The sequence below is a fragment of the Allocatelliglobosispora scoriae genome (assembly GCF_014204945.1).
Taxonomy (GTDB): Bacteria; Actinomycetota; Actinomycetes; order Mycobacteriales; family Micromonosporaceae; genus Allocatelliglobosispora; species Allocatelliglobosispora scoriae.
This window is the reverse complement of the sequence record NZ_JACHMN010000003.1, coordinates 683606-708910: the sequence shown is the minus strand read 5'-3', so window position 1 is coordinate 708910 and position 25305 is coordinate 683606. Positions and strand designations below refer to the sequence as shown.

The 25305-nt window shown below is 70.3% G+C and carries 21 protein-coding genes; 12 read left to right on the top strand and 9 right to left on the bottom strand.

Annotation, left to right across the window (positions count from 1 at the left end; all coding sequences use genetic code 11):
* Position 1 precedes the first annotated feature (1 nt).
* Both F4553_RS29755 and F4553_RS29750 read right to left on the bottom strand, forming a co-directional pair.
* Positions 2 to 1210: an LCP family protein gene (locus F4553_RS29755; RefSeq protein ID WP_246467515.1), complete on the bottom strand. Its 1209-nt coding sequence runs from the start codon at positions 1208 to 1210 to the stop codon at positions 2 to 4.
* Between the two features lie 353 nt (positions 1211 to 1563).
* Positions 1564 to 2901: a CoA transferase gene (locus F4553_RS29750; protein ID WP_184842526.1), complete on the bottom strand. Its 1338-nt coding sequence runs from the start codon at positions 2899 to 2901 to the stop codon at positions 1564 to 1566.
* 130 nt (positions 2902 to 3031) lie between these two features.
* Between F4553_RS29750 and F4553_RS29745 the strand changes: the two genes are divergently transcribed.
* Positions 3032 to 4126 carry a winged helix DNA-binding domain-containing protein gene (locus F4553_RS29745; protein ID WP_184842523.1) on the top strand — a complete coding sequence of 365 codons (1095 nt, stop codon included), beginning with the start codon at positions 3032 to 3034 and terminating at the stop codon, positions 4124 to 4126.
* On the opposite strand, the gene F4553_RS29740 is transcribed toward F4553_RS29745, so the two are convergent.
* The 3 genes from F4553_RS29740 to F4553_RS29730 form a co-directional block, all read right to left on the bottom strand.
* A complete protein-coding gene (locus tag F4553_RS29740; RefSeq protein WP_184842520.1) occupies positions 4113 to 4580 on the bottom strand; it encodes a hypothetical protein in 468 nt (155 codons plus the stop codon). The genes F4553_RS29745 and F4553_RS29740 overlap by 14 nt on opposite strands.
* Before the next feature lie 24 nt (positions 4581 to 4604).
* Positions 4605 to 4955, bottom strand: a complete 351-nt coding sequence (locus F4553_RS29735) for an MmcQ/YjbR family DNA-binding protein (RefSeq protein WP_184842514.1) — start codon at positions 4953 to 4955, stop codon at positions 4605 to 4607.
* Between the two features lie 141 nt (positions 4956 to 5096).
* Entirely contained in the window at positions 5097 to 7355 is a 2259-nt protein-coding gene (locus tag F4553_RS29730) for a HelD family protein (RefSeq protein WP_184842512.1), read from the bottom strand.
* Between the two features lie 104 nt (positions 7356 to 7459).
* Between F4553_RS29730 and F4553_RS29725 the strand changes: the two genes are divergently transcribed.
* Positions 7460 to 8815 carry a GH1 family beta-glucosidase gene (locus tag F4553_RS29725; RefSeq protein ID WP_312875438.1) on the top strand — a complete coding sequence of 452 codons (1356 nt, stop codon included), beginning with the start codon at positions 7460 to 7462 and terminating at the stop codon, positions 8813 to 8815.
* Positions 8816 to 8834: 19 nt separating this feature from the next.
* Here the strand turns inward: F4553_RS29725 and F4553_RS42585 are convergent, their stop codons facing one another.
* A complete protein-coding gene (locus tag F4553_RS42585) occupies positions 8835 to 9296 on the bottom strand; it encodes a RyR domain-containing protein (RefSeq protein WP_184842506.1) in 462 nt (153 codons plus the stop codon).
* Positions 9293 to 10612 carry a hypothetical protein gene (locus tag F4553_RS29715; RefSeq protein ID WP_184842503.1) on the bottom strand — a complete coding sequence of 440 codons (1320 nt, stop codon included), beginning with the start codon at positions 10610 to 10612 and terminating at the stop codon, positions 9293 to 9295. Before F4553_RS29715 ends, F4553_RS42585 begins: the two co-directional genes overlap by 4 nt.
* A 174-nt stretch (positions 10613 to 10786) precedes the next feature.
* Here F4553_RS29715 and F4553_RS29710 point away from each other — a divergent pair, with 174 nt between their 5' ends.
* From F4553_RS29710 to F4553_RS29700, 3 genes are all read left to right on the top strand, one after another.
* Positions 10787 to 13963, top strand: a complete 3177-nt coding sequence (locus tag F4553_RS29710) for a penicillin acylase family protein (RefSeq protein WP_184842499.1) — start codon at positions 10787 to 10789, stop codon at positions 13961 to 13963.
* 450 nt (positions 13964 to 14413) lie between these two features.
* Positions 14414 to 15481: an alpha-hydroxy acid oxidase gene (locus F4553_RS29705; RefSeq protein WP_184847086.1), complete on the top strand. Its 1068-nt coding sequence runs from the start codon at positions 14414 to 14416 to the stop codon at positions 15479 to 15481.
* 16 nt (positions 15482 to 15497) lie between these two features.
* On the top strand, positions 15498 to 16769 hold the full coding sequence (locus F4553_RS29700; RefSeq protein WP_184842496.1) for an aminotransferase-like domain-containing protein: 1272 nt from the start codon (positions 15498 to 15500) through the stop codon (positions 16767 to 16769).
* Between the two features lie 77 nt (positions 16770 to 16846).
* On the opposite strand, the gene lipP1 is transcribed toward F4553_RS29700, so the two are convergent.
* Positions 16847 to 17803: a LipP1 family hormone-sensitive lipase gene (gene lipP1 / locus F4553_RS29695; RefSeq protein ID WP_184842493.1), complete on the bottom strand. Its 957-nt coding sequence runs from the start codon at positions 17801 to 17803 to the stop codon at positions 16847 to 16849.
* Between the two features lie 305 nt (positions 17804 to 18108).
* Between lipP1 and F4553_RS29690 the strand changes: the two genes are divergently transcribed.
* Entirely contained in the window at positions 18109 to 19503 is a 1395-nt protein-coding gene (locus tag F4553_RS29690) for a class I adenylate-forming enzyme family protein (RefSeq protein WP_184842490.1), read from the top strand.
* An 11-nt stretch (positions 19504 to 19514) separates the two neighbouring features.
* Here the strand turns inward: F4553_RS29690 and F4553_RS29685 are convergent, their stop codons facing one another.
* The gene (locus tag F4553_RS29685; RefSeq protein WP_312875436.1) at positions 19515 to 20093 is read right to left on the bottom strand and encodes a 4'-phosphopantetheinyl transferase family protein; all 579 of its coding nucleotides are present in this window, start codon (positions 20091 to 20093) and stop codon (positions 19515 to 19517) included.
* 26 nt (positions 20094 to 20119) lie between these two features.
* Between F4553_RS29685 and F4553_RS29680 the strand changes: the two genes are divergently transcribed.
* The 6 genes from F4553_RS29680 to F4553_RS29655 are packed head-to-tail and all read left to right on the top strand — an operon-like array spanning position 20120 to position 25241.
* The gene (locus F4553_RS29680) at positions 20120 to 20377 is read left to right on the top strand and encodes an acyl carrier protein (RefSeq protein WP_184842483.1); all 258 of its coding nucleotides are present in this window, start codon (positions 20120 to 20122) and stop codon (positions 20375 to 20377) included.
* Between the two features lie 3 nt (positions 20378 to 20380).
* On the top strand, positions 20381 to 20602 hold the full coding sequence (locus tag F4553_RS29675) for an SANT/Myb-like DNA-binding domain-containing protein (protein ID WP_184842480.1): 222 nt from the start codon (positions 20381 to 20383) through the stop codon (positions 20600 to 20602).
* Positions 20589 to 21710 (top strand): beta-ketoacyl-[acyl-carrier-protein] synthase family protein, encoded by a 1122-nt coding sequence (locus tag F4553_RS29670; RefSeq protein WP_184842477.1) that lies wholly within the window; start codon positions 20589 to 20591, stop codon positions 21708 to 21710. The genes F4553_RS29675 and F4553_RS29670 overlap by 14 nt, the downstream gene beginning before the upstream one ends.
* Positions 21707 to 22345: a beta-ketoacyl synthase chain length factor gene (locus tag F4553_RS29665; protein WP_246467514.1), complete on the top strand. Its 639-nt coding sequence runs from the start codon at positions 21707 to 21709 to the stop codon at positions 22343 to 22345. The genes F4553_RS29670 and F4553_RS29665 overlap by 4 nt, the downstream gene beginning before the upstream one ends.
* Positions 22342 to 23964, top strand: coding sequence for a class I adenylate-forming enzyme family protein (locus tag F4553_RS29660; RefSeq protein WP_184842474.1), 1623 nt, complete (start codon positions 22342 to 22344; stop codon positions 23962 to 23964). Before F4553_RS29665 ends, F4553_RS29660 begins: the two co-directional genes overlap by 4 nt.
* Positions 23961 to 25241, top strand: a complete 1281-nt coding sequence (locus F4553_RS29655) for a beta-ketoacyl-[acyl-carrier-protein] synthase family protein (protein ID WP_184842471.1) — start codon at positions 23961 to 23963, stop codon at positions 25239 to 25241. Before F4553_RS29660 ends, F4553_RS29655 begins: the two co-directional genes overlap by 4 nt.
* Positions 25242 to 25305: the final 64 nt, after the last annotated feature.

The window sequence follows — 25305 nt, the reverse complement described above, 5'->3', positions numbered from 1 at the left end:
GTTACTTCTCGCGGTTGAGGAACTCCGGGTGCGCCAGGATGAACTGCCCGAGCTGGTCGTTCTTGGCGGCCTCGAACATCTCCAGCGTGTTGCCGCTGAGCATCTCGGCGCTCATGCCGTTGACGTCGGCGCTGTTGTAGGTGCCGCCGTTGGACTTCAGCATCAGCAGGTCGGCACCGGCGATCGACTTCAGCGCGAAGATGAAGTCGTCGACCGCCACGTTGCCGGTGTCCATCTTCAGCGCACTGCCCGCAGCGCTGATCAGCGCGCCGACCTTGGCCGGGTTGGAGATGATGCCGGCGCTGGAGGCCTTCTTCGCCATCGCCTTGATGAGCTGCTGCTGGTGGCGCTGGCGGTCGTAGTCACCGTTGGCACCGCCCTTGCGCTGGCGGGAGAAGTCGAGCGCCTCCCAGCCCGGCATGTCGCGGCAGCCGACCTTGTGCTTGTAGCTGTTCTTGTAGAAGACGCCGGTCGGCTTGCCCTTGGCGTAGACGGGCTTGCCGTTCTCGACGATGTAGTGGTCGGAGACGGTCTCGTGGTCGACGCACATGTAGACCGTGCCGAGGGCGTCGATGATCCGCTTGAAGCCGTTGAAGTCGATGACGACGACGCCGTTGAACTTGAGGCCCGTCGCCTTGTTGACCATCGAGGCGGTGAGCGCGGCGCCGCCCTTCCAGCCCTGGTTCTTCTGCGAGCCGAGGAAGAACGCGGCGTTGGCCTTGTCCTTGCCGCCGTGCCAGCCGGCCTTCGTGTAGGACGGGATGTCCATGTAGGCGTCGCGCGGGATCGACATCAGGTAGGCCTGGTCGTGGCTCGCCGGGATGTGCAGCACGATGATCGTGTCGGCGCGGGAGGTGTTGGGTGCCCAGCCCTCACGGGTGTCGAGGCCGAGCAGCAGCAGGTCGATCGGGCCCTTGAGGGCGGAGGCCGCGTCGGGCGCGTCGTTCTTCAGCGAGTCGGCGTCGAGGACCTGGCCGGTCTCGATGCTGTCGGTGAGCTGCCCGATGTAGGACTTGGCCATGACCACCCCGCCGAACCCGGCGACGAGCGTGATGGCGCCGAAGATGGTCAGCAGCTTGGCCCAGAGCGGCGAGCGCACCTTCGACTTGCGCTTCTTCTTGCCCTTGGCACCCTCGGGGCGCAGCTCATGAGTGCTCCGACGCCCGGCTTCACGACCGTCGGCCGGTCGACGTGAGGTGGCAGTGGGCATCTTCGAACAACTCCTCACGACCCGGCCGAGGCCAGATGCAGGCTGCGTGCGCGACAGGGGTACCGCTCACGGTGCCAACACTCTAAATCACTCGTGTTGCCACCGTGTTGACCCCAGTCAATGACTAACCCGGCTAAAGGCCTCCAGATCTGGACCATTCGGGCGGAATATTCACAGGATTTTGTTGCTCTGTGACATAACCGTCGACCGGCCGCGCTCGTGGTCGCGGCCGCCAATCAACTGACGATTATCAATGAGTGCCAACGATTTTTCACGTCGCCACCGAAACGAGCGACAGGCCCAGCCGTTCAGTCTCCCGCGAATGGCCGAACGGCCGAGTCGGCCATCGCCGGTCAGATCTGGTCCCAGGCGGGCGGGTCGCCGCCCCACGGCCGGGCCGGCGCACGCCAGGTCGCGAGGCCGCCGGGCAGCACCACCGCCGGTTGCGCACAGGTCACCCCGCCCACCTCACCCAGGCTCGGTGCCAGCTCCGCGGCAGCCCCACCCGCCGCGGTCGGCAACCCCGTCAACCATCCGGCGGTACGCGCGAGAGCCAGCTCCACCACGTACCCCCCGCCACCGTCGAGCTGAGCGGCGATCGCCCGCAGCACCGCCGCCGCCAGCAGATATCCGGTCCCGTGATCGAGGGCCTGTGCGGGCAGCACCCCCGGCCTGCCGTCGTCGCCCTCGATCACGGCGATCCCGCTCGCCGCCTGGACGAGGCTGTCGAAGCCCCGCCGACCGGCCCACGGGCCCGTCGTGCCCCACGCCGAGAGGCGGCCCACGACGAGACCGGGCCGCCGTTCCAGCAGCGCGTCGGGGTCGAGGCCGAACCGGTCGAGCGACCCGGGCCGGTATCCCGTGACGACGACATCCGCCGAGGCGAGCAGCTCCTCGAACTCGGCCCGGTCGTGCGCCCGGCCCAGGTCCAGCAGGGTCGACCGCTTGCCGATGCCGGTGTCTAGGTGGCTCGCGGTCGCCTCCGGCAGATCGGGTGAGTCGATCCGCAGGACCTCGGCGCCGAACTGCGCCAGCGCACGCGTGGCGACCGGGCCCGCGATGACCCGGGTCAGGTCCAGCACCCGCAGTCCGGTCGCCGGGAGCAGGTGGCCGGACGGGAGGGGCGCTGGTGGGCGTACCGGCGAGGGGTTCTGCCGCCACGCGACCAGCGGGAGGTCGGCGACGGCCTTGCCCTGCTCGTGGGCTGCCCACTCCTCCGGGCGGCGGACCGCGACCGCGAGGCCGCCCGCCGCCGTGACCCGCTCCTCGACCTCCGCGGCCGGGAGCGCGGCGATCGCCGCGGCGACATCGGCGCCGAGCACCGAGCGCAGGCGTTCGGCGTGGTGGGGGTAGTTGGCGTGGGTGCGGACCCAGCCGTCCGCGGCGGCGAAGAAGGCGGACTCCGGCGCGAAGCTCTCGAAGGCGCGGCCGTCGACCCGCAGATGGCGTTCGCCGACGAAGGCGGTGGCGACCCGCGCCGGATCGATGAGGATCGGGCCGGTGAGCTGCCGGCCCCGGGCGGCGGCGAGCTCGGCGGCGGCGAGGGCGCAGGCGGCGACCGTGGCGTTGGCGAGATCACCGACCGGGAGCCGGGCGGGCAGGATGCTCGCGGGATCGAAGTGCGGCTCGGCGGGGTGAGCGCCGCCGCCGAGGGCCTGCCATGCCTGGTTCACCGCATCGTCAACCGTCATCCGGTCATCATGCACCCGCCGCACCGGGCCCGCTGAGGGAGCGGCCGTCCTGAGACACCCAAGATCACCGCAACTCTTGAAGAGTTGGTGCTATCCGGGGACGTCGGTGGTGGCCGGTAGCCTCGCGGGCATGGGGACTCTGGACCGGCGCTCACTCAATCGCGCCACGCTCGCGCGCCAACTCCTGCTGGAGCGCAGCGAGCTGCCCGTCGTCGACGCCGTCGAGCACCTGATCGGCCTGCAGGCGCAGACCCCGCACACGTGGTATGTCGGTTTGTGGTCCCGCCTGCCCGATCTCGACCCGGTCGCGGTCGGCGCCCTGCTCACCGATCGGCGGCTCGTGCGGATCGCGGTGATGCGCTCCACGATCCACCTCGTCTCCGCGCGCGACGCCTGGAACCTGCGCCCGCTCGTCCAGCAGGTCTCGACGCGCGGCTTCCATACCAACTGGGGCAAGCGGCTGCCCGGTGTCGACCTCGACGCCGTCGTCGCGGCCGGCCGCGTGCTCGTCGACGAGCAACCGCGCAGCTTCACCGAGCTCGGCAAGGAGCTGGGCAGGCAGTGGCCGGGCGAGGACGAGGCCGCGCTCGCCCAGACGATCCGGACCTTCCTGGCGCTGGTCCAGGTGCCGCCGCGCGGGGTGTGGGGGCGCAGCGGGCAGGCGAAGCACACGACGACCGAGTCCTGGCTCGGCTCACCGCCCGCCGAGCCGCTTCCGCTCAGCCGGATGCTGCTGCGCTACCTGGCGGCTTTCGGACCCGCCTCGGTCAAGGACATGCAGACCTGGTCGGGGCTGACCCGGCTCGGCGAGGTGATCGAGCCGCTGCGCGGGGAGCTGCCGACCTTCCGCGACGAGCACGGCGTCGAGCTCTTCGACCTGCCCGACGCCGTCCGGCCCGAGCCGGACGCTCCGGCACCGCCCCGGCTGCTCTACGACTTCGACAACCTGCTGCTCTCGCACGCCGATCGGACCCGGGTCGCCACACCGGAGGCGGTCGCCACACTGAGGGCCGACCCGCACGGCCCGATCCCCCGCTTCTTCCTGATCGACGGCTTCACCGCGGGGACCTGGACGCACACCGAGGTCAAGGGCGCAGCGACGCTGACGCTCCACCCCTTCGGTCGACTCTCCACATCAGACACAGCGGCGCTGGAGCAGGAGGCTGCGGGCCTGCTGAGCTTCCTGTCGCCGCGGGCGGTGACGGCGGCGGTCACGTTCGGTTGATGCTCACCTGGTCGGGGAAGACCAGCGCACCCTCGGCGAGCAGCCGGTCGAGCGAGCCGTGCAGTGCCTCCGCGTAAAGGGTGATCTGCCGAGTCAGGCTCTCCGGCCAGGGCTTCGAGGGGACCGCGCTCAGACCGTTGGTGAGTCGGAGCACGGCGGATCGCCCCTCCGGAGCCAGCTTGCTCAGCACCTGGTGCAGGTGGACGCGGACGATCCTGCCCTCGTGAAGATAGGACCCCGGCGGGCGCTCACCGCCGATGTTGCGCCCGACGAGCAGGAACGCCAGCCGCTCCCGCCAGTCCAGGTGCAGCTCGAAGGTGACGGTCTCGAACGCGTAGACCAGGGTGGAGTCGGTCTCGACGTCCTCGGCGACGAAGCGGCATCCCGGCGCATGCTCCACAAAGGAGAGAGCACCGCGGGCGTGCTCCTTGATCGCGTCGATCGCAGTCGACACAGCCGATCCCTTCCGACGGCGCTCTCAGCGCTCGTCGAGGTCACGATAGGCCGCTGAGACCTTCTTCGGCACCACCATTCGCCAGGAATCGATGATCAGCTCGCGTAGCTCCGGCTCGTCGAGAGCCGAGAGCCAGGCCCGCACCCAGTTGAAGCGCAGGTCGCTCGTGACCGGCAGGAAGAACTTCGCCGGCTCCGCCTCGACGAGCGCCGTCCGCTGCTCCTTGGGGAAACCGAACCCCATGGTCGTCTCGTCGGGCGAGACGGAGAGATAGACGATGGAGCCCACGCGGAACTTCACATAGTCGCGGATCAGGTGCTCCGAGCTGCGCGGTAGCGGCCGGGCGACAGCCCTGACCTGATCGATCGTCACCATCCCCGCATCGTCCCACCCGGGTCCGACACCCGATGTCGATCACAACGCAAGATCGCCGCAACTCTTCAAGAGTTGGTCCTAACGGGGTTTAGGACCAACTCTTGAAGAGTTGCGGCGATCTTGCGATCTTGCGATCTCGGGTCAGGCGTCCAGGGGGGTGAGGGCGGCGAGCATCTTGGGGAGCGGGCCGGGGTGCAGGACTCCCAGCTGCTGGGTGGCCCGGGTCAGAGCGACGTAGAGGTCGCTGCGGCCGCGGGGTGACTCGTCGAGGATGCCCTGCGGGTCGACGACGAGTACGACGTCGAACTCCAGGCCCTTCGCATCGGCGACACCCAGCACCGAGACCCGGTCGGAGCCGGCGACGTGGTCGAGCACCTCGGGCAGGAACGCCGCCGAGCTGATCACCGCGAGCGACCCCTCGGCCGGGACCGAGGCGGCGGCGAGCACCGCGATCTCGGACGGATCCGCGAAGGGTGTGTGCCACGGCTGGACACCCGATTCGCGTACCGAACTGGGTGCCTCGACGGGCGGCTCGATACCCGCCAGCACCTCGCCGACGACCGCCATGATCTCGGCCGGGGTGCGGTAGTTGACGGTGAGGTGGGCCAGCCGCCAGCGATCCGCGACGTACGGGGAGAGGACCGCATCCCAGGACGTGGTGCCCGCCGCGTCACCGGTCTGCGCCACGTCCCCGACGAGCGTCATCGAGCGGCTCGGGCAGCGCCGCATCAGCATCCGCCACGCCATCGCGGAGAGCTCCTGCGCCTCGTCGACGATGACGTGGCCGAACATCCAGGTCCGGTCGGCGGCCGCCCGCTCGGCGACGCTGATGCGGTTGCGCAGCTCGTGGCGGGCGGCGAGCCGGCCGGCATCGACGAGGTCGTGCGCGCTGAGCACCTCCGACTCCTGATCCTCGAACTCGAAGCTCTTCGATCCCAGCGCGATCTCCAGGGCGCCCTCGGCGAAGGCGATCTGGGCTCGGCGACGCCGCTCGGCCGCCTCCTGCTCGGCCCGGTCGTTGACGCCGAGCAGCTCGGCCGCCTCGTCGAGCAGGGGCACGTCGGCCGGGGTGAACGGAGCACCCGGATCCCGCTCCAGCGCCGCCCGCTCCTCCTCGGTGAAGTCCGGCGCCGCCGCCGCGAGCCGCTCGGCCGAGGCGTAGAGGTCGGTGAGGAAGCGCTGCGGGGTGAGCGCCGGCCACAGGGACTCGATGGCACGCGCGACCCCCCGGTCGGTGCTGAGTTCGCGCCGGATGTCGGCGACGTCACTCGGCTCCAGCAGGTTGGGACCGCCGTAGGGGTCGGCGCCGAGACGGTCGGCCGCCTGCCGGGCGAGGGCACTGATGATCTCCGCGACGAAGGTCGGCCGGGCCAGGTTGTGCAGGCGGTTGGACTTGCGGGCCGCCTCCCGGGCCCGGCCGCAGGTCTCCCGGTCCAGGAGCAGCGTCTCGGACTGGTAGCCGAAGCCGGGGTGGGTGTCGTCGATCACGATCTCCAGGGGCTCGTCGCCGGGGAGCTCCTGCCGGTCGCGTACCCCCGCGGCTATGACCTCGGCCATCGCGGCGCGTCCCTTGACCGCGGCCGGGAGCGGCGACTCGGCCGCGTGTGCCCTGACCCCGGGGAAGAGGTCGCCGATGGTCGACAGGAGCGCGCTCGTCTCGCCGAGACCCGGCAGCACCTCCCCGATGTAGTGCAGGAAGGTCGGGTTGGGGCCGACGATGAGTACGCCACGCTGCGCGAGCTCGCTGCGATTGGCATAGAGCAGGTAGGCGGCCCGGTGCAGCGCGACCGCGGTCTTGCCGGTGCCGGGGCCGCCCTGGACGACGAGGACCCCGTCGTGACCGGCCCGGATGATCCGGTCCTGCTCGGCCTGGATCGTCTCGACGATGTCCTTCATCCCGCCGGTCCGCCCGGCGTTGAGCGCCGCGAGCAGCGCCGCCTCGCCGACGAGCCCGTCGGCCCGGGCGCTGGCGAGGTCGAGCACCTCGTCGTTGAGCCCGGTGACCGCGCGCCCGCTGGTGCGGATGTGCCGCCGCCGCAGGACGCCCTCGGGTGCGAGCGCCGTGGCGAGGTAGAAGGCGCGCGACGCGGGTGCCCGCCAGTCGATCAGCAGTGGTTCGCGGGCCTCGTCGAAGATGCCGAGGCGGCCGATGTAGAAGTGGTCTCCGTCGATGAGGTCGAGGCGGCCGAAGCAGAGTCCCGCCTCGGCGGCATCGGCCTGGGCGATCTGACGGGTGTAGAGGGCGGTGGACGCTTCGCGCTCGGATCGGGCCTGCATCGTGCCGCCGCTCGCCGCGAGAGTGTCCGCGAGCCGGTCCGCCGCGTGCCTGCGCAGCTCGTCGAGGTGGTGGTAGAGGACGGTGACGTAGGCCTGCTCGTGCGCGATCTCGTCGGTGGACAATCCAGCTCCCCTTTGGTATAATTCGCTAGCGCATAAGCGTTTTGATGCGGTTTCCCAGCGGCCAAAGATAGCGCACCGCAAGCGGTGTGCCTAAACTTCACGTCGTGAAGGGTTTCACCTGGGGCGTCGCGACGTCTGCTTACCAAATCGAGGGCGCCGTCGCCGAGGGCGGCCGCGGACCGTCCATCTGGGACACGTTCAGCCACACGCCCGGGCGCACCACCAACGGTGAGACCGGCGACGTCGCCTGCGACCACTACCACCGGCTCACCGAGGACCTCGACGCCCTCGCCGATCTGGGCGTCGACGCCTACCGCTTCTCCGTCGCCTGGCCCCGCATCCAGCCCACCGGCAGCGGCGCGGCCAACCAGGAGGGCATCGACTTCTACCGACGCCTCGTGGACGGCCTGCGCGACCGGGGCATCACCCCCTTCATCACGCTCTACCACTGGGACCTGCCGCAGGCGCTCGAGGACCTCGGCGGCTGGCGGTCCCGCGACACCTCGCACCGCTTCGCCGATTACGCCGGGATCCTGGCCCGCGCGCTCGGTGACGCCGAGCCCAAGTGGATCACCTTCAACGAGCCCTACTGCTCGGCGATCACGAGCTACGCCGAGGGCCGCCACGCGCCCGGCGCCCGGGAGGGCCACGGCGCCCTCGCCGCCGCCCACCACCTGATGCTCGGTCACGGTCTCGCCGTGCGGGCGCTGCGCGCCGCGAGCACCGCCGAGGTCGGCATCACGCTCAACATGTCCCCCGCCGTGCCGGTGACCGACAGCCCGGCCGACGCCGCCGCCGCACAGCGGCAGGATCTGCTGGTCAACCGGCTCTTCACCGACCCGGTGCTCGGCGGCGTCTACCCCGAGCAGGCCGCGGAGCTCTTCGGCGACATCACCGACTTCTCGTTCCTGCGCGACGGCGACCTCGACGCGATCTCGGCGCCGATCGACTTCCTCGGGGTCAACTACTACTACCGCATCCACGTGCGGGACGCGCCGATCGAGCGCGGCGGCGACCGCACCGCCTATCAGATCGGCGTCGTCAGCGACACGCCCGAGCACCTGCCGAAGACCTGGCTGGGCTGGCCGATCGAGCCGATCGGGCTGCACGCCACCCTCACCGGGCTGCGCAGCCGCTTCCCCAACCTGCCGCCGATCTATGTCACGGAGAACGGCTTCACCGACGACGGCAGCACGCTGGAGGACACCGAGCGGATCGACTTCATCGCGTCGCACCTCGCCGCCATCGAGCAGGCCACAGCCGACGGCGTCGAGGTCAACGGCTACTTCTACTGGTCCATGTGGGACAACTTCGAGTGGGCGCGGGGCTACGCGCCGCGCTTCGGCCTCGTCCACGTGGACTACGAGACCCAGGTGCGGACGCCGAAGGCGAGCTATGCCTGGTTCCAGGAGCGGATCCGATCACGCCGATCCGACCCGGCCACGGGTGGGGCGGGGTGATCGTCGCGCCGCCGTTCGGTTACAGCCGGACTATCCGCAGACCGACGTCGGCCAGCAGCTTCGGGATGCCGCTGATGGCGTCGATGTCCTTCTGCTGTTCGGCCGGGCTCAACTCGGCGTAAGGCTTCATCGAGTTGTGGATCTTCTTGGCGTCGTCGCGGACGGGTCCGTAGCGGAACCCCTGGCTCTTGCGTTCGGCCACCCAGCGATCGTGCTCGACCTCGGCGAGCTGCACGAGTTCGGCGGACGTGAAGTCGAACGGCTCGACGGGACCGACCAGCGGCGCGACGGTCGCCTTGATCAGAGACAGCTTGCGGCCGATGTCACCGGCCTGAGCGAGGTTCGCGTCCCGCTTGTCCTGGGTCAGCTGATCCCACGGGACGACGGCCGGCCCGGTCTCCCCCCGGCTGAGCTGGATGGCGTAATAGTTGTCATGGATAGTCCTGGCTATCAGCCCGACGATGTCCTCATGGATGCTCACGGCTGACAGCCTAGATCCGCAACGCCAATCAACCGCAGCCTTCCGTCGAGATCATCGAGCAGCCGCCAGCGCTGCTTCTGGTTCTTCTCGGCCTGGGTCTGGAACGCCTCACTGTGCCGAGCCATCCGGTTGAGCCGCACCACGAGGGCCTGCGGATGCGTGTGCCACAGGTAGGTCTGCGAGAGCGCCGTCTTGAGCGCGAGATTCTCGTCCTCATAACAGACGTAGACCCGGTCCGGGCAGGGTTGGCCGCCCGCGGGCACGTCAGCCGGAACCTCGGGGAGCAGCTGCAGGACGCAGGTGGCATCGATCGCCGGATTGCGCTCGCGGAGCGAGCGGACGAGGTGGTCGGCCTCCGTCGGGCCGACGCCCGGCCTGGCCGGCTTCTCGATCAGGGTGACCTCGAGCAGCGGCGCCCCGGCCGGCGCGTGGAGTCGGCGCTGCCGGGCCAGCTCGACCAGCACCGCCTGGCCAAAGACGCCCAGACCGGCGATGAGCACGTGCGTGGCGTCACCGATCTTCGGGCCGTCCTCCTTCAGCAGTCGCTCGGCGGCGAGCTCCTCCACGTTGAAGAAGTCCAGGTGCAGGTACTCGTCGTCGCGCAGACCGAGGCGGCGGGCGCGCAACGCGACACGCAGCTTCGGGTCACCGACGTGGGCGTAGACGCGCAGTTTGCGTACCCGCCGGGGAAACAGCAGTCGCGGCTCCTTGCGGGGAACGGAGCGGGCCGCCAGTGCCACCGCCACGTTGGCGGCACCGTCGGCGGTCTCGTCGACGGCCGCGTAGACGACGCTCGCGCCGGCGATTCCGGCTGCGATGAGGCTCTCCGCGGTCCCGTCCACGTCGTGCGCGACAGGCCTCCTCGCCGCTTTGACCTCCGCCTTCCCCATGCGCCTGCGGGACGCCCGCCACGGCGCGCCACGGGCGGCCTTCCTCGCCGCGAGGAGGTTGGCCAGGATCGTCTCCGCGATCTGCGTACCGCCCACCACGACGACATGGCCGTTGCGGTGGCGGCGGATGTAGGCCCTCATCCGCTTGGCGAAGATCAGCAGGACGGTGCCGATCAAGGCGTAGATCGTGACCGCGGGCGCCAGGAAGCGCGCGATCTGGAGCAGCAGTGGCAGCTCGGCGGAGTTGTTCTGGAGCGGATCGGCGCCGAGGACGAAGAGTTGCAGGTCGTAATAGACGAGGTCGAAGAAGTGCCCGTCGATGGCGGTGGGCGAGGACTCGTCGTGCACGAACTCTCGGAGCCCGAGGTACCCCGTGACCAGTGTGGCTACCACCAGGCCGGCGAACGCCCAGGCAGCGATGCTCAAGAATGACCGCTTCTTCAATCCAGGTCCCATCCGAGTAACCGCGAGTTGCCCACATTGTGGTGTCTGCAGGCAACTGACCACATCGGCCGGTCGGTTTTGACCTCTATTGCATTACATCGATCACCCTTAGTATGCGAGTACTACTCACATACTCCCGCTCCCGAAGGGAAGCCCATGACCAGACACCTGCTCAGGGCAGTTCCGGCGATCGTTCTCGTCGCCGCCACCCTGGTGCTGGCCCCCGTCCCGGCCAGCGCCGCCAGTGCCTATCAGGCAACCAACGACTACTGCCTCGGACAGTGCAACGACATCCTGCCGCCCGGGGAGAACGGCAACGCCACCCTCGCCGAGATCCTCGCGTCGCAGGCGTTCGGCACGAAGCCCCGCCACTCCAGCGACCAGCTCGCCAACTACGCCAACCTGCTCAACTCCTACACCGGGCTGAGCACCGACCAGATCGGCCAGTTCTTCAACGACGCCGGGTTCGGCGTGGCGGCGGCGCAGGTCGAGAGCACCGAGCAGCCCCGCTCGGACGTGACGATCGTGCGCGACAAGGCGACCGGCTCACCGCACATCACCGGCACCACCCGCGGCGGCACGATGTTCGGCGCCGGTTACGCCGGAGCACAGGACCGGCTCTTCCTGATGGACCTGCTCCGCCACGTCGGCCGGGGCACGCTCACCGGGTTCGCCGGTGGTGCCCCGGGCAACCAGGCGCTGGAGCAGAGCGTGTGGCGCAACTCGCCCTACACCGAGGCGGACCTCCAGGCGCAGGTCACCGCGCTCGCCGCCAAGGGCTCCCGGGGTGCGCAGCTCTACGCGGACATCACGCAGTACATCGCCGGGATCAACGCCTACATCGGGCACTGCATGGGGTCGAGCCCGATCAACTGCCCCGGTGAGTACGTGTTGACCGGCCACCTCGACGCGATCACCGGCGCGGGCGGCCCGGTGCCGTTCACCGTGACCGACGTGGTCGCGATCTCCGGTGTCGTCGGCGGCCTCTTCGGCGGCGGCGGCGGTGGCGAGATGCTCTCCGCGCTCGTCCGCGTCGAGGCGCAGGCGAAATACGGCACCACCGTCGGCGACCAGGTCTGGCGCGCCTTCCGCGAGCAGAACGACCCGGAGAGCGTGCTCACCCTGCACAACGGGCAGAGCTTCCCCTATGGCCAGGCACCGGGCGGAGCGACCGGCGTGATCCTGCCCGACCGGGGCACGACGACGACCGTCCCCGTCGTCGCCAACCGCACCGGCTCGGCCGTCGCGTCGCAGCAGAGCCTCGCCCCGGCGACGCGGCAGCGCGGCATGTCCAACGCGATCGTCGTCTCCGGCGCGCTCACCACCACCGGCAACCCGATCGCGGTCTTCGGCCCGCAGACGGCGTACTTCTCGCCACAGCTGCTGATGCTGCAGGAGCTGCAGGGGCCCGGGATCAGCGCCCGGGGCGCCGCCTTCGCCGGGGTCAACCTCTATGTCCAGCTCGGGCGCGGCACCGACTACGCGTGGAGCGCCACCTCGGCGGGGCAGGACATCACCGACACCTACTCCGTCCCGCTCTGCGTGCCCGGCGGCGGTACGCCCACGATCAACTCCACCGGCTACCTCTTCCGGGGCGCCTGCGTGGCGATGGACGTGCTCCAGCAGCACAACGCGTGGACGCCGACGCTCGCCGACGACACCCCGGCCGGCTCCTACGACCTGATCACCTACCGGACCAAGCTGGGCCTCGTCTCGCACCGGGGACTCGTGGGCGGCGTACCGACGGCTTTCACGTCGCTGCGCTCCACCTACCGGCACGAGGCCGACTCGGCGATCGGGTTCCAGATGTTCAACGATCCCGCCGAGATGGGCAACGCGGCGGGCTTCATGAACTCCGCCGACAACATCGGCTACGCCTTCAACTGGTTCTACGTCAACAACACGCAGGCGGCGTACTTCAACTCGGGTCTCAACCCGGTGCGCAAGGCGACCGCCGACCCCAACCTGCCGATGCAGGGCGACGTCGCGCACGAGTGGGCCGGCTGGAACCCGGACGACAACACCGCGGCCTACACCCCGGCCGCGGCTCATCCGCAATCGGTCAACCAGGACTTCTACGTCAGCTGGAACAACAAGCAGTCCGCCGATTACAGCGCGGCGGACGGCAACTTCAGCTTCGGTCCGGTGCACCGGGCGGACCTGCTCGACATCGGCATCCGGGCGGCGACGGCGGGCGGCACCAAGGTGGACCGCGCCGCCGTGGTAAAGGTGATGGAGAACGCGGCCAACACCGATCTGCGGGTGACGAAGAACCTCGGCGCCCTGCTACAGGTGATCAACAGCCAGCCGGTGACGGACCCGGGCCAGCAGGCGGCGGTCGCCGGACTGCAGGCCTGGCTCGCCTCCGGCGGGCACCGGATCGAGACGGCACCGGGCAGCCACGCCTACCGCGACGCCACCGCGATCGCGACCTTCGACGCGTGGTGGCCGCTGCTCATCTCCGGCACGTTCAAGCCCGCGCTCGGTGACGCGCTCTACACCTCGCTGACGCAGGCGATGGCGATCAACGAGTCGCCCTCGGGCGGTCAGCAGGGCCCGGGCGGCGGCGGCGGGGGTTCGATCAACGAGGCGCAGGGCCACAAGGGCTCGGCGTTCCAGCACGGCTGGTGGGGTTATCTCAGCAAGGACATCCGGTCGGTGCTCGGCCAGCCGGTCGCGGCACCGCTGGCGCAGACCTACTGCGGCGGCGGCAACCTCGCCGCGTGCCGGACGACCCTGCTCACCACGCTCAGCCAGGCGGTCGCGACCCCGGCGGCGACGACCTATCCGGGTGACGACCACTGCGCGGCCGGTGACCAGTGGTGCGCCGACACGGTGATCCACTCGGCGCTCGGCGGCATCGAGATGGACCCGATCAGCTGGCAGAACCGCCCGACCTATCAGCAGGTCGCGCAGTTCCCGGCGCACCGGGGCGACAGCCTCGTCAACCTCGCCAACGGCAAGACGGCGACGGCGTCGAGCACCCAGTTCCTCACCAGCAACACCCCGCCCAAGGCCGTCGACGCCAACAGCTCGACCCGCTGGTCGAGCAGCTACAGCGACAACCAGTGGATCAAGGTCGATCTCGGCTCGGCGCAGACCGTCGGCCGGGTCATCCTGCACTGGGAGTCGGCGTTCGGCCGCGCTTACCGCATCGAGGTCTCCACCGACAACGCGACCTGGACCACGGTGTGGTCGACGGCGAACGGCGACGGCGGCACCGATGTGGACGCGTTCGCTCCGGTGAGCGCGCGCTACGTCCGGATGACCGGTGTCACGCGGGGCACGTCCTACGGGTATTCGCTCTACGAGTTCGACATCTTCGGGCGGTGATCCCGGCACACTGACGTCGACACGACACGGCCGGAGTCGCTACTCACAGTGATCGGCGACTCCGGTCACCACATAGCAAAACGGGGCGCAGCTGCAGTCTGCGCCCCGTCTAAATCGGATACTGTGCTACTTACTGCACAGCTCCCTCGATCTCGCGAACAGCCAGGACAGCTCCCTCGACCTCACGCCGAGCGACCTCCTTGGCAACCTCCTTGGCGACCTCCATAGCACACCTCCCTCGCACTTTGGCTGGTCATGGCGGATAACCCCGTAACTCCAAGCGGGGGTCACCGCCCTTACATATGGGGAGAGTAGCGCTTCGCAGCGTCACAGTGAAGCATTCGTATCTGGCGTTATTATTATGCGTCTATGCGTAATAATTTCGATCATCAGTGATGATCACCCTATTGCCGCGCGTCGATCAGATCGTTACCGTGTGTACCCGTGTCGATAGTCTGCGCGGATGACTACCGCAGCCGGGCCCGCGGGCTGCTCCCCGCTCCACTGTGGGACTTCATCGAGGGCGGCAGCGGCGACGAGCTGACGGTCGACGCCAATCGGCTCGCCTTCGACCGGATCTCGCTGCGGCCCCGGGTGCTCGTCGACGTCTCCGAGAGAAGCACCGCCACCAGCGTCTTCGGCGCCGCGCTGGCGAGCCCGATCGGGATCGCGCCCACGGCGTACCAGCGGATGCTTCATCCTGAGGGCGAGGTCGCGACCGCGCGCGGTGCCGGGCAGGCCGGTGGGCTCTTCGTGGTCAGCATCTTCGCCAGCCGCACGCTGGAGGAGATCGCGGCCGCGGCCACCGGGCCGCTCTGGCTGCAGCTCTACTGGCTGCGGCAGCGCTCGGCGCTGAGCCGGCTCGTCGCTCGCGCGGAGACCGCCGGCTACCAGGCGCTCGTGCTCACCGTGGACGCACCGGTGATCGGCAAGCGCCTGCGCGACCTGCGCAACGGCTTCGCCATCGACGCGGGGGTGCGCGCGGTCAACCTCGACGACGCGCTCACCGAGGGCAAGCACATCAGCACCCCCGGCACCTCCGCGATCGCCACCCACGCCGCCGCCACCTTCGACACCTCGATCACCTGGGCCGATCTGTCGTGGCTGCGCAGCACCACCGCGCTCCCGCTGGTGCTCAAGGGGATCCTCACCGCCGAGGACGCGGAGCTCGCCGTCGCGCACGGCGTCGACGGCATCATCGTCTCCAACCACGGCGGCCGCCAGCTCGACGGGGCCATTCCCGCGATGCGCGCGCTGCCCGAGGTGGTCGCGGCCGTTGCGGGCCGCGTCCCGGTCCTGCTCGACGGGGGTGTACGCCGTGGGCGCGACATCCTCATCGCGCTCGCCTCCGGTGCCGACGCGGTGCTGATCGGCCGCCCCGCACTCTGGGCGCTGACCGTCGACGGCTCCGACGGCGTGGCACACCTGCTGTCGATGCTGACCGAGGAGCTCTCGCACACGATGGCACTCACCGGCCGGCCGAAGCTCGCCGATCTCGACCCGACCGTCCTGGCATAGATGAAAGTTGCCCGCCATGGTTGAACTGCGCAAGGAGTCCCTGCACGCCTCGATCGCCGACCCGGTCGCCGCGTCGATGAACTTCCTCAACGAGATCGCCGGGCGCTACCCCGACGCCATCTCGCTCGCCGCCGGGCGGCCCTACGAGGGGTTCTTCGAGGTCGACGACGTCAACCGGCACCTGTCGACCTATGTCAAACACCTGGAGCAGCAGGGCGCCACGCCGACGCAGGTCCGCCGCACGCTGATGCAGTACGGCCGCACCAACGGCATCATCCACGACCTCATCGCGAAGCTGCTCGCCACCGATGAGGGCATCGCCGTACCCGCCGCCTCGATCGCGGTCACCGCCGGATGCCAGGAAGCGATGATCATCGTCCTGCGTGGACTCTGCGCGGGCCCCGACGACGTGCTGCTCGCCGCCTCGCCGTGCTACGTCGGGATCACCGGCGCCGCCCGGGTGCTCGGCATCGAGGTGGTCGGTGTCGAGGAGGGTCCCGACGGGCTCGAACCGCAGGCGGTCGCCGAGGTCGCGGCCCGGTGCCGGGCCCGGGGCAAGACCCCGAGGGCGCTCTACCTCGTGCCCGACTTCGCCAACCCGTCCGGGCTCTGCCTCGACCTCGCCGCGCGGCACGGGCTGCTCGCCGTCGCCGAGTCCGAGGACCTGCTGATCCTGGAGGACGATCCCTACGGACTCTTCGGCGTCGACGACCGGCCCCGGCCCCGGCTCAAGTCGCTCGACACCGGGCAGCGGGTGATCTACCTGGGTTCGTTCGCCAAGTCGTGCTTCCCGGGTGCCCGGGTCGGCTTCCTCGTCGCCGACCAGCGCGTCGTCGACGCCGACGGACGGGTCACGCTGCTCGCCGAGGAGCTCTCCACGATCAAGAGCATGGTCACGGTGAACACCTCGCCGATCTCGCAGGCGGTGATCGGCGGGATGCTCGTGGAGTCGGGCTTCAGCCTGCGCGCGGCGAACACCGAGCGGATCGCGTTCTACCGCGACAACATGCGCGCGCTCATCTCGGCGTTGGAGGAGCACCTGCCGGGCGGGAGCTGGAACACCCCGGCGGGCGGGTTCTTCCTGGTGGTCGACTCGCCGATCCCGGCCGATGTGTCGTTGCTGGAGGCGTCGGCGAACGAATACGGCGTGCTGTGGACGCCGATGAGCTTCTTCTACGGCGACGGCGGTGGGACGCACCAGATCCGGCTCGCGAGCAGCTACCTGCCGCCCGACGAGATCCGCGAGGGAGTCCGCCGCCTGGCGAGCCTCCTCCGCGACCGCTCCTGACCCTCGGGCTACGTTTCGCAGCAAAGCGTGGCTTCGCGAAGCGAAATGGCCACGCTTTGCTGCGAAACGTAACGGGGCTAGGCGAAGCGGATGCGGAGGAAGTCGGCGGCCTGCGCCTGGGCGTCGCGGCCGCCGTCGAGGTCGCCGGCCATGCAGAAGAAGCCGTGGATCATGCCGTCGTAGCGGCTCAGCTCGACCGGCACACCCGCCTCCGCGAGGCGCCGGGCGTATGCCTCGCCCTCGTCGCGCAGCGGGTCGTACTCGGCGGTGATCACCAGAGCCGCAGGGAGGCCGCTGAGGTCCGCCGCCTGCAGCGGTGACGCGAGCGGGTCGCTGCCGTCGGCGGGGTCGGCGAGGTAGTGGTTCCAGTACCAGTCGACCGAGGTGGCGTTGAAGAGGAACGGATCCTGGCTCTCCCGCCGCGACTCGGTCTGCGAGTGGTAGTCGGTGGTCGGGTAGACGAGGACCTGGCCGACGAGCGCGGGACCACCCGCGTCGCGGGCGAGCAGCGTGACCGCGGCCGCGAGGTTGCCGCCCGCACTGTCGCCGCCGATCGCGATGCGCTCGGTGTCGGCGTCGAGCGCGAACGCGTTCGCCTCGACCCACTGGAGCGCGGCGAAGCAGTCGTGCACCGGCGCCGGGAATTTGTGCTCCGGTGCGAGCCGATAGCCGACCGCGACGACCATTGCACCGGTCGCATTGGCGAGCCTTCGGCATACGGCGTCCGATGTGTCCACTGTGCCCAAGGTCCAGCCGCCACCGAATAGATAGACGAGTACGGGAAGTGTGCCCGCTCGCGGTCGATATATACGGATAGGCAGCGGACCACCCGGGCCGGGAATGTCGCGATCGGTCACCTCGGCGACGGGTTCCTCGTCGCCTGCGGCGGCCTGGATCGAGGCGAGGTCCGCAGCGCGCGCCTCCTCGATCGTCAGGGTGTAGAGCTGCGCTACCCGGTCGCGTTCGCGGCGCTCGCGTAGCGCCTTGACCTGCGGGTGCATCGGCACGGGACCCTCCACGGGGCAATCGGTCATCGGTGGCTGGCCAGCACCCTATCGGCAGAGCGGGGACCGACACCAGGACCGGAATCGATATATGAACGGCTATCGCGCATTTTCGCGCATCCGACGTGCGCCAAGTGGTCTTGGTACGCCGGATGCGCGTGGCCACGCGGTGACTCTCCGAGTGCATCGACACACGTCAAGACCCATGTAGACAGTTGCCCAGTTCCGCGCAGTGATCTTGACCAAAGATTGCAAGTATTTCTATTCGCTTGTACGCTCCGGATCACCGGGGGCCAGACACCAGACAGTACCGATTGAACGACGGTGAGTGAGTGATGGGCACGGCAACAACGGCCGGACCAGATTGGGTCGACGACACACTGCTAGCCGGCCCCGATGACCAGATCTGCCTCAGTTTCGGCACCCCGATCGACCGAGCGACACTGCGGGCGCACGTCGCGCAGCGGCAGGAAGTCCTTGCGGGACTTGGCCTGCGCCGTGGCGGTTCCGTCGTGCTGCAGCTCCCGCCGTCGCTCGCCTACGTCGCCAACCTGCTCGCCGCCTGGCGCATCGGCGCACAGGTCGCGCTCCTGGACCACCGGCTGACGGCCTTCGAGTCCGACCGGGCACTCGACCGCCTCGCCCCGCAGGTCGTGGTCCGCTCCGCCGACAAGCTCCCCGGCGGCCTGCGCGCCTTCTATGACATCACCGACGCCGCGCAGGCCCGCCCCGGTGGCCGCCCGGCCGGGACCGACCACGCGGTGCTCCAGCTCAGCTCCGGTTCGACCGGGCCGTCCAAGGTGATCGGCCGGACGGCGGATGCGCTCGTCGCCGAGGTCCACCGCTACACGCAGATCGACGGCATCTCGCTCCCCGGTGAGCGGATCGTGCTGATGGCGTCGGTGGTGCACGTGCTCGGCCTCGTCGGCGGCCTGATGTACAGCCTGCACGCCGGTGTGGAGCTGGTGCTGCCGGAGCGGCTCACCGCCGACGCGATCCTCAAGGCGGTCGCCGCCGGTGCCGCGCCGACGACGCTGCTCGGTGTGCCGTTCCACATCGAGCTGCTCGGCTCGGTCAACGAGGCCCGGCACCTGCCGATGCTCAAGCGCATGACGACCGGCGGCGAGCTCGTTCGCGCCGAGGTGAGCCGGCGCTTCACCGACCGCTACAACGTGCCGCTGGGCAACATGTACGGGATGACCGAGATCGGCGTCATCGGCACCGACCTCTTCGGCGAGCACCGCCCGTCGATCCTGCCCGCCCCCGGCATCACGGTGCGGGAGCAGGACGGCGAGCTGCTGCTGGCGATGCCCGCTTCGCCGTATGTCGGGCTCAGCGACCCGACCCGCTTCGTCGACGGCTGGCTGCACACCAAGGACGCCGGCCGGGTCGACCCCGAGACCGGGCTCGTCACGGTGCTCGGGCGCCTCGACTCGCAGGTCTCCGTCGGCGGCCTCAAGGTCGACCTGACCGAGGTCGAGCACACCCTCGCGGCGCTGCCGGGTGTCGAGGGCGCGGTCGTCGTCTTCGACAACGGCATCGAGGCCTACGCCATCGTGCCGGACGCCGACCTCGCCGCCGCGCTAGAGGGCGAGCTGGCGCATCGCCTCGCGCCCTTCAAGCGCCCCCGCGAACTCCACATCGTCGAGCAGTTGCCCCGCACCGCCACGGGCAAGCTGGTCCGGGACCGGACGGTGCTGCGTACCGCCGAGCCGAAGCCCGCGCCATGACGGCCCGCCGCTCAGCCAGCAAGATCACGAACGACCACGGCTTCGGCGTGCCCGGCCACCGCGAGGATCAGACCCGGCCGGTGCGACCAGGCCGTGACGAGCAGCGGCGCGTGCCCCGGCACGGGGCGCGGGCGCGGCTCGTCGGCGTCGGCCGCGAGCCGCGGCACCTCGCGGCGCAGCCCGCTGCCCCGCAGGCCGGTGCCGAGGGCCTTGCCGACCGCCTCCTTCTGGGTCCAGAGCAGCAGGAAGGCGGCCGACCGGTCCTCGGGCGGCTGCTGTGCCAGCCAGTGGCACTCCGCCGGCGCGAACCAGCGGGCGGCGAGACCGGCGACGGGCAGCTCGCGCAGGTGCTCGACATCGACGCCGACCGGCCCGGCGAGGCTGCACGCGACGGCGGCCGCGCCCTCGCGGGTGTGCGCCAGTGCGACGTGCAGGCCCGTCGCGGCCCCGCCGAGCACCGGCCGGCCACCGTCCTCACGGTCGAGCGTGATCGCCCCCGCCGGGCAGCCGAGCTGCGCCGCAGCGGCCTCGACCAGCAGATTCCGCCCCTGTCCGCGTCGGCTTCCGCCGTCGCTGAGCCATACCGTCACCTCCGCCACGGAAGGAAGCCAATCAAATGAGCACCGAGGTTCGCCAGTTCATCCTTGACGCCATCGAAGACATGAACTACCCGATGGACGACGTCGACGCCGACACCTCGCTGGGCTCTGCCGGTGTGGCGCTCGAATCCCTCGCCGTCGCCGAGCTCGCCGTCCGGGTGGAGGACACCTACGGCGTGAAGTTCGGCGACGAGGAGGCCGAGGAGATCTCCGCCATGACGATCGCCGAGCTCGCCGACGCGATCGTCGCGCGCCGCGCCCTGAGCCAGGCCTGACCGATGCCGGCACCGGGCCGTGACGAGGTCATCGAGATGCTCGCGACCTACGGCGACCGCACCCCCGAGCAGGTCCGCGAGAAGATCGACTCGCTGGAGCTGGCGTGGCTCATCCACCAGGTCGAGCAGCGCCAGGGCGTCAGCCTCGATCTGGACGACGACGCGCTCGTGGGCATGTCCACCATCGACGGTGCGGTGAAGGTACTCGGCGATGCACTCACCTGAGCCGGTCCTCCTCACCGGCCAGACGGCGACCAGCGCGTTCGGCCACGGTGCCGATGCGCTGTTCGCCGGGGTGCTGGCCGGGCAACCGGCGTTCGCACCCGTCACCCGCTTCGACGTCGCCGGTCGCCGGGTCGGCGTCGGCGCGCTCCTGCCTGGCTCACCCGTGCTCTTCGACGAGCTCGCCGCGGCCGTCGGTGCGGCGTGCGAGCAGGCGGGGCTCAGCTCCGCCGAGCGGGCGGCGGCTCCGCTGCTGCTCGCCGCCCACGGCGACCCGGACGCGTCCCGCACCGCCGACCGCCCGGCCCACCGGACGGGCGCCTTCGCGGCGGCGCTCGCCGACACGTGCGGCCTGGGAACGATTACCAGGGCATATACCAGCGCCTGCGTCGCCGCGAGCACGGCGGTCGCCGACGCCGCCTCGATGATCTCCCGAGGCACGGCCGACCGGGTCGTCGTCGCCGCCGGATACCTCGTCGAGCCCGACCAGTTCGCGGTCTTCGACGCCGGGCGGGCGCTCGCCGTCGACGGCGCGGTCCGCCCCTTCAGCACCGGGCGCAAGGGTGTGCTGCTCGGCGACGGTGTCGCCGCCGTCGTCCTCGAGTCCGCCTCGGCCGCCGCCGCCCGCGGCGCCGTCCCGCTCGCCCGGATCTCCGGCTGGGCCCGGGCCGGCGACGCCTTCCACGTCTGCCAGCCCCACCCCGAGGGCCTCGGGCTCGCCCGCGCGATCACCGCGGCGCTGAGCCGGGCCGGGATCACCCCCGATGAGCTCGGCTATGTCAACGCGCACGGCTCCGGGTCGGCGCAGAGCGACGCCGCCGAGACCCGGGCCCTGCACAGCGCGCTCGGCGGCGAGATCCCCCCGGTGAGCTCCACCAAGTCGATGCACGGCCAGCCGCTGGAGGCGTCGCCGCTGCTCGAACTCGTCATCTGCGCGATGGCCCTGGCGAGCGGGCGGCTGCCCGTCAACGCCGGTTACCTCGGCGCCGATCCCCTGTGCGACCTGCCGCTCGTCCTCGACGGGCCCCGGCACGCGGCGCCGCGCCACATCCTCAGCACCAACGTCGCCTTCGGCGGCGCCAACACCGCCCTGGTGGTGAGCGCGGCATGACCGAGATGACCGACCTCCGGCAGATCCCCCGCCGGCGCCAGGCTGCTTTTCCGGCGTCCGTGCAGCTCACGGTGGTCGCGCAGGCCGAGGCGAGCGGTGCCGACGCACCCGCGCTCGCGGGTTTCATCGCCTCCAGCTTCAGCCCGCTCGTCGCGGAGGCGGCCGCGCGGTGCCTCACGGCCGCGGGCCGGTCGCCCCTGGTTCACGGCAACACCCCGGCGGGTACGCCACCCAGCACCGTCAGCGACGCCGAGGACGGCGCGCGGCGTAAAGACGGGGCCGCTGCGCGGCGTACCGGGATAGTGATCCTTTCCGCTTCCGGTGACGTCGCGACGAACGTGAGCATCGCGCAGGGTGTCGATTCTGGAGCGCGGCTGGGACCGCTGCTCTTCTTCCAGGCAGTGCCCAACGCCGTCGCCGGCCATGTCGCCGCACGCTGGGGCCTGACCGGGCCGGTTGTCTGCCTCAGTCCCGCGGGCGACGCGCTCGCCGAGGGTTACGCCGTGGCCGAGCTGCTCATTCTCGACGATGACGCCGATGAGGTGCTGGTCATCGTGGCCGAACAATCCGATCTCGATGGCGACCGCGATCATGCGCTCGCCCAGCTCGTATGCGACAAGGGAGTGCAGCCGTGACCACACGCAACATCAGAGCGATCCTCGCCGCGGACCCGGAACTCGGTGCGGGCAACGTCGTGACCCGGCTGCTGGAGCACGGGGAGGACCCCGACGGTCTCGGCCTCACCTTCGACACCGACGTGGACGGCCACCCGGCCTGGCAGCCGCTGACCCTGGGCCGGCTCGACGAGCGGGTACGCGCCCGCGCCGCCTGGTACCACCAGCGCGGGGTGCGCATGCGCGACCCGATCGCGGTGTGGACCACCTCGGCCGCCGACGTGATCCTCAACTTCATGGCGCTCAACCGCCTCGGTGCCATCCCGGCGCTGCTCAACGGCAATCTCCCGGCCGAGACGGCAGCGGAGTACATCCGGCGGCTGCGCACCTCGGGTGTCGTGGTCGACGCCCGCCACGCGGAGCTGCTCGCGGGCCGCGACCTCGGTGCCCCGATCCTCGGCGACGTCACCGAGATCGGCCTCGCCGACCCGGCCGACGCGCCGCCCACCTACCGCCACCACCCGGACGACCCGATCTCGATCACCCACTCCTCGGGGACGACGGGCATGCCGAAGGCGATCGTCCACTCGCACACCAGCCTCTTCGCGGCGACCCGCCGGATCCGGCTCTCCGGACCCCGGGCCCAGGGCACCGAGCGGGTCCTCTGCGCGCTGCCGGCCCCGCACACCGCCGGCATCCTCTCGGTCAACCAGGCGCTCTGCAACCGCGCCGAGCTCGTCTTCATCTCCTCGCAGCGCGGGCCGGACGTGCTCGCCGCGATCGAGAGCTGGCACCCGACCGGTGTCTTCGGCTTCGCCGTGACCTGGGCGGACATGGCCCGCTTCGACCTCAGCAAGCACGACATGGACTCGGTCGCGCTGTGGTTCAACACCGGTGACTGCGCGCACGAGGCGCACATCCGCCCGCTGGTCAACGTCGGCAGCCACAACACGGTGACCCGCGAGGGCGTCGTCCGGGTGGCCGGGTCGACCTTCATCGACGGGATCGGCTCGACCGAGATGGGCCACTCGGCCTTCCACATCGCGCACACCAAGGACTCCAACCGCTACCAGCGCTGCATCGGCAAGCCGCACGTCTTCGCCGACACCGCCGTGCTCGACCCGGACGGCAACCCGGTCCCGCCCGGCCAGGTCGGCCACCTCGGCCTCAAGTCGCCGACGCTGATGCTGGGCTGCTGGAACGACTCGGTGACGACCTTCCGCACCCGGCTCAAGGGCTACTACCTCACCGGCGACCTCGTCTACACCGACACCGACGGCTACTACTACCACGTGGACCGGGCGGCGGACTCCGTCGAGCTCGGCAACGGGGCGTGGCTGCACACGTCGTGGACCGAGGAGCGGGTGCTCGCGACCCTGCCCGATGTCGTGGACTGCACCGTCGTCTCCGGCCGGATCGACGGCGAGGTGGTCACGGACGTGCTGCTGATCCTGCGCCCCGATGCCGACCCCGACGCCGACCGCTCAGCGGAGGTCCGCGCGGCGCTCGGCGAGAAGGCCGTGCACACGCTGCGCGACATCACGATCGTGCCGGACAGCGACATCCCGACCGGCGCCACCGGCAAGGTGCGCAAGCTGGTGCTGCGCGAGCGCGCCGCCGCCGATGCGGGCTCGCGATGAACCGGCCGGACATCGTCGTCACCGGAATCGGGCTGGTCACCTCCGTCGGCCAGAGCCCGACCGAGGTCTTCGACGCGATCTGCCACGGCAAGTCGGGCATCGTCGTGCCGTCGGAGGACCACTCGGCCTACGGCGTGCTGGAGGTCATGGGCCAGGGGCCGGCGATCGACCCGGCGAGCGTCATGCCGGGGCCGGAGGCCCGCACCATCGACCGCTACATCGTGATGGCGCTCGTCGCCGCCGGACACGCGATCGCCGACTCCGGGATCGAGGCCGGCGTCAACGTCGACCCCTACCGGATCGCCACGATCGTCTCCGGCACCGGCGGTCTCGCCGCCTTCGAGAACCAGGTCGTGCTGCGGACGCAGAAGGGCCGGATGGGCGTCAGCCCCTACCTGCTGCCCGGCATGCTGCCGAACATGGGTACGGCCCGGGTCGCCATCAAGTACGGCTTCCGGGGCTACAGCTCCTCGATCGGCACCGCCTGCGCGGCCGGGGCCCAGTCGATCGGCGAGGGGATGCGGATCCTGCGCTCCGGCGAGGCCGACGTGGTCGTCTGCGGCTGCGCCGAGGCACCGCTCTTCCCGACGCTCGGCGACACCTTCGGCAACGCGAGGGCGCTGGCGAAGGGCTGGGCGGACGACCCGACCGGCGCCAGCCGCCCCTTCGACCTGCGCCGCAACGGCCTCGTGCTCGCCGAGGGCGCGGGCGTGGTGGTCCTGGAGACGGCGGAGCACGCCGACGCCCGGGGCGCCGCCGCTTACGCCACGCTGCACGGCTGGGGTGCCACCACCGACGCGCACCACCCGACGACGCCTCGCCCCGACGGCGCGGCGGCGGCGGAGTGCATGCGGCTGGCGCTGCGCGACGCGGGGGTGGATCCGGGCGAGATCGAGTACCTCAACGCCCACGGCACGAGCACGAAGCTCGGGGACGCGGCCGAGTCGCTCGCGATCCGCTCGGTCTTCGGCGATCGGACCCCGGCGGTGAGCTCCAACAAGGGGATCACCGGGCACATGCTCGGCGCCTCCGGGGCGGTGGAGGCGGCCGCGACGATCATGTCGGTCGGGCGGGGCATCCTGCCGCACACGCACAACCTGGTGGACCCGGATCCGGCCTGCGATGTCGACCTTATTCAGGCGGAACCGCGAAAGAGACGGATTGAACTTGCATTGTCCAATTCTTTCGGATTTGGCGGTCACAATGTGAGTTTGATCATCGGCCATCCGAGGTCTCGACTCAGCCGTTTCGCCGATGGAGACCTAGCCGGAAGTTAGCCATGCTAGATGGAAACATGTAAACATTGGAATTATCGGCTATAGATAGTAATTAAATTTTTGC

What these genes read in the sequence shown, in the direction of transcription:
- F4553_RS29755 (WP_246467515.1), bottom strand. Translation starts at nt 1,210, where the DNA reads ATGCCCACTGCCACCTCACGTCGACCGGCCGACGGTCGTGAAGCCGGG.
- F4553_RS29750 (WP_184842526.1), bottom strand. Translation starts at nt 2,901, where the DNA reads ATGACGGTTGACGATGCGGTGAACCAGGCATGGCAGGCCCTCGGCGGC.
- F4553_RS29745 (WP_184842523.1), top strand. Translation starts at nt 3,032, where the DNA reads ATGGGGACTCTGGACCGGCGCTCACTCAATCGCGCCACGCTCGCGCGC.
- F4553_RS29735 (WP_184842514.1), bottom strand. Translation starts at nt 4,955, where the DNA reads ATGGTGACGATCGATCAGGTCAGGGCTGTCGCCCGGCCGCTACCGCGC.
- F4553_RS29710 (WP_184842499.1), top strand. Translation starts at nt 10,787, where the DNA reads ATGACCAGACACCTGCTCAGGGCAGTTCCGGCGATCGTTCTCGTCGCC.
- F4553_RS29700 (WP_184842496.1), top strand. Translation starts at nt 15,498, where the DNA reads ATGGTTGAACTGCGCAAGGAGTCCCTGCACGCCTCGATCGCCGACCCG.
- lipP1 (WP_184842493.1), bottom strand. Translation starts at nt 17,803, where the DNA reads ATGACCGATTGCCCCGTGGAGGGTCCCGTGCCGATGCACCCGCAGGTC.
- F4553_RS29690 (WP_184842490.1), top strand. Translation starts at nt 18,109, where the DNA reads ATGGGCACGGCAACAACGGCCGGACCAGATTGGGTCGACGACACACTG.
- F4553_RS29680 (WP_184842483.1), top strand. Translation starts at nt 20,120, where the DNA reads ATGAGCACCGAGGTTCGCCAGTTCATCCTTGACGCCATCGAAGACATG.
- F4553_RS29675 (WP_184842480.1), top strand. Translation starts at nt 20,381, where the DNA reads ATGCCGGCACCGGGCCGTGACGAGGTCATCGAGATGCTCGCGACCTAC.
- F4553_RS29670 (WP_184842477.1), top strand. Translation starts at nt 20,589, where the DNA reads ATGCACTCACCTGAGCCGGTCCTCCTCACCGGCCAGACGGCGACCAGC.
- F4553_RS29665 (WP_246467514.1), top strand. Translation starts at nt 21,707, where the DNA reads ATGACCGAGATGACCGACCTCCGGCAGATCCCCCGCCGGCGCCAGGCT.
- F4553_RS29655 (WP_184842471.1), top strand. Translation starts at nt 23,961, where the DNA reads ATGAACCGGCCGGACATCGTCGTCACCGGAATCGGGCTGGTCACCTCC.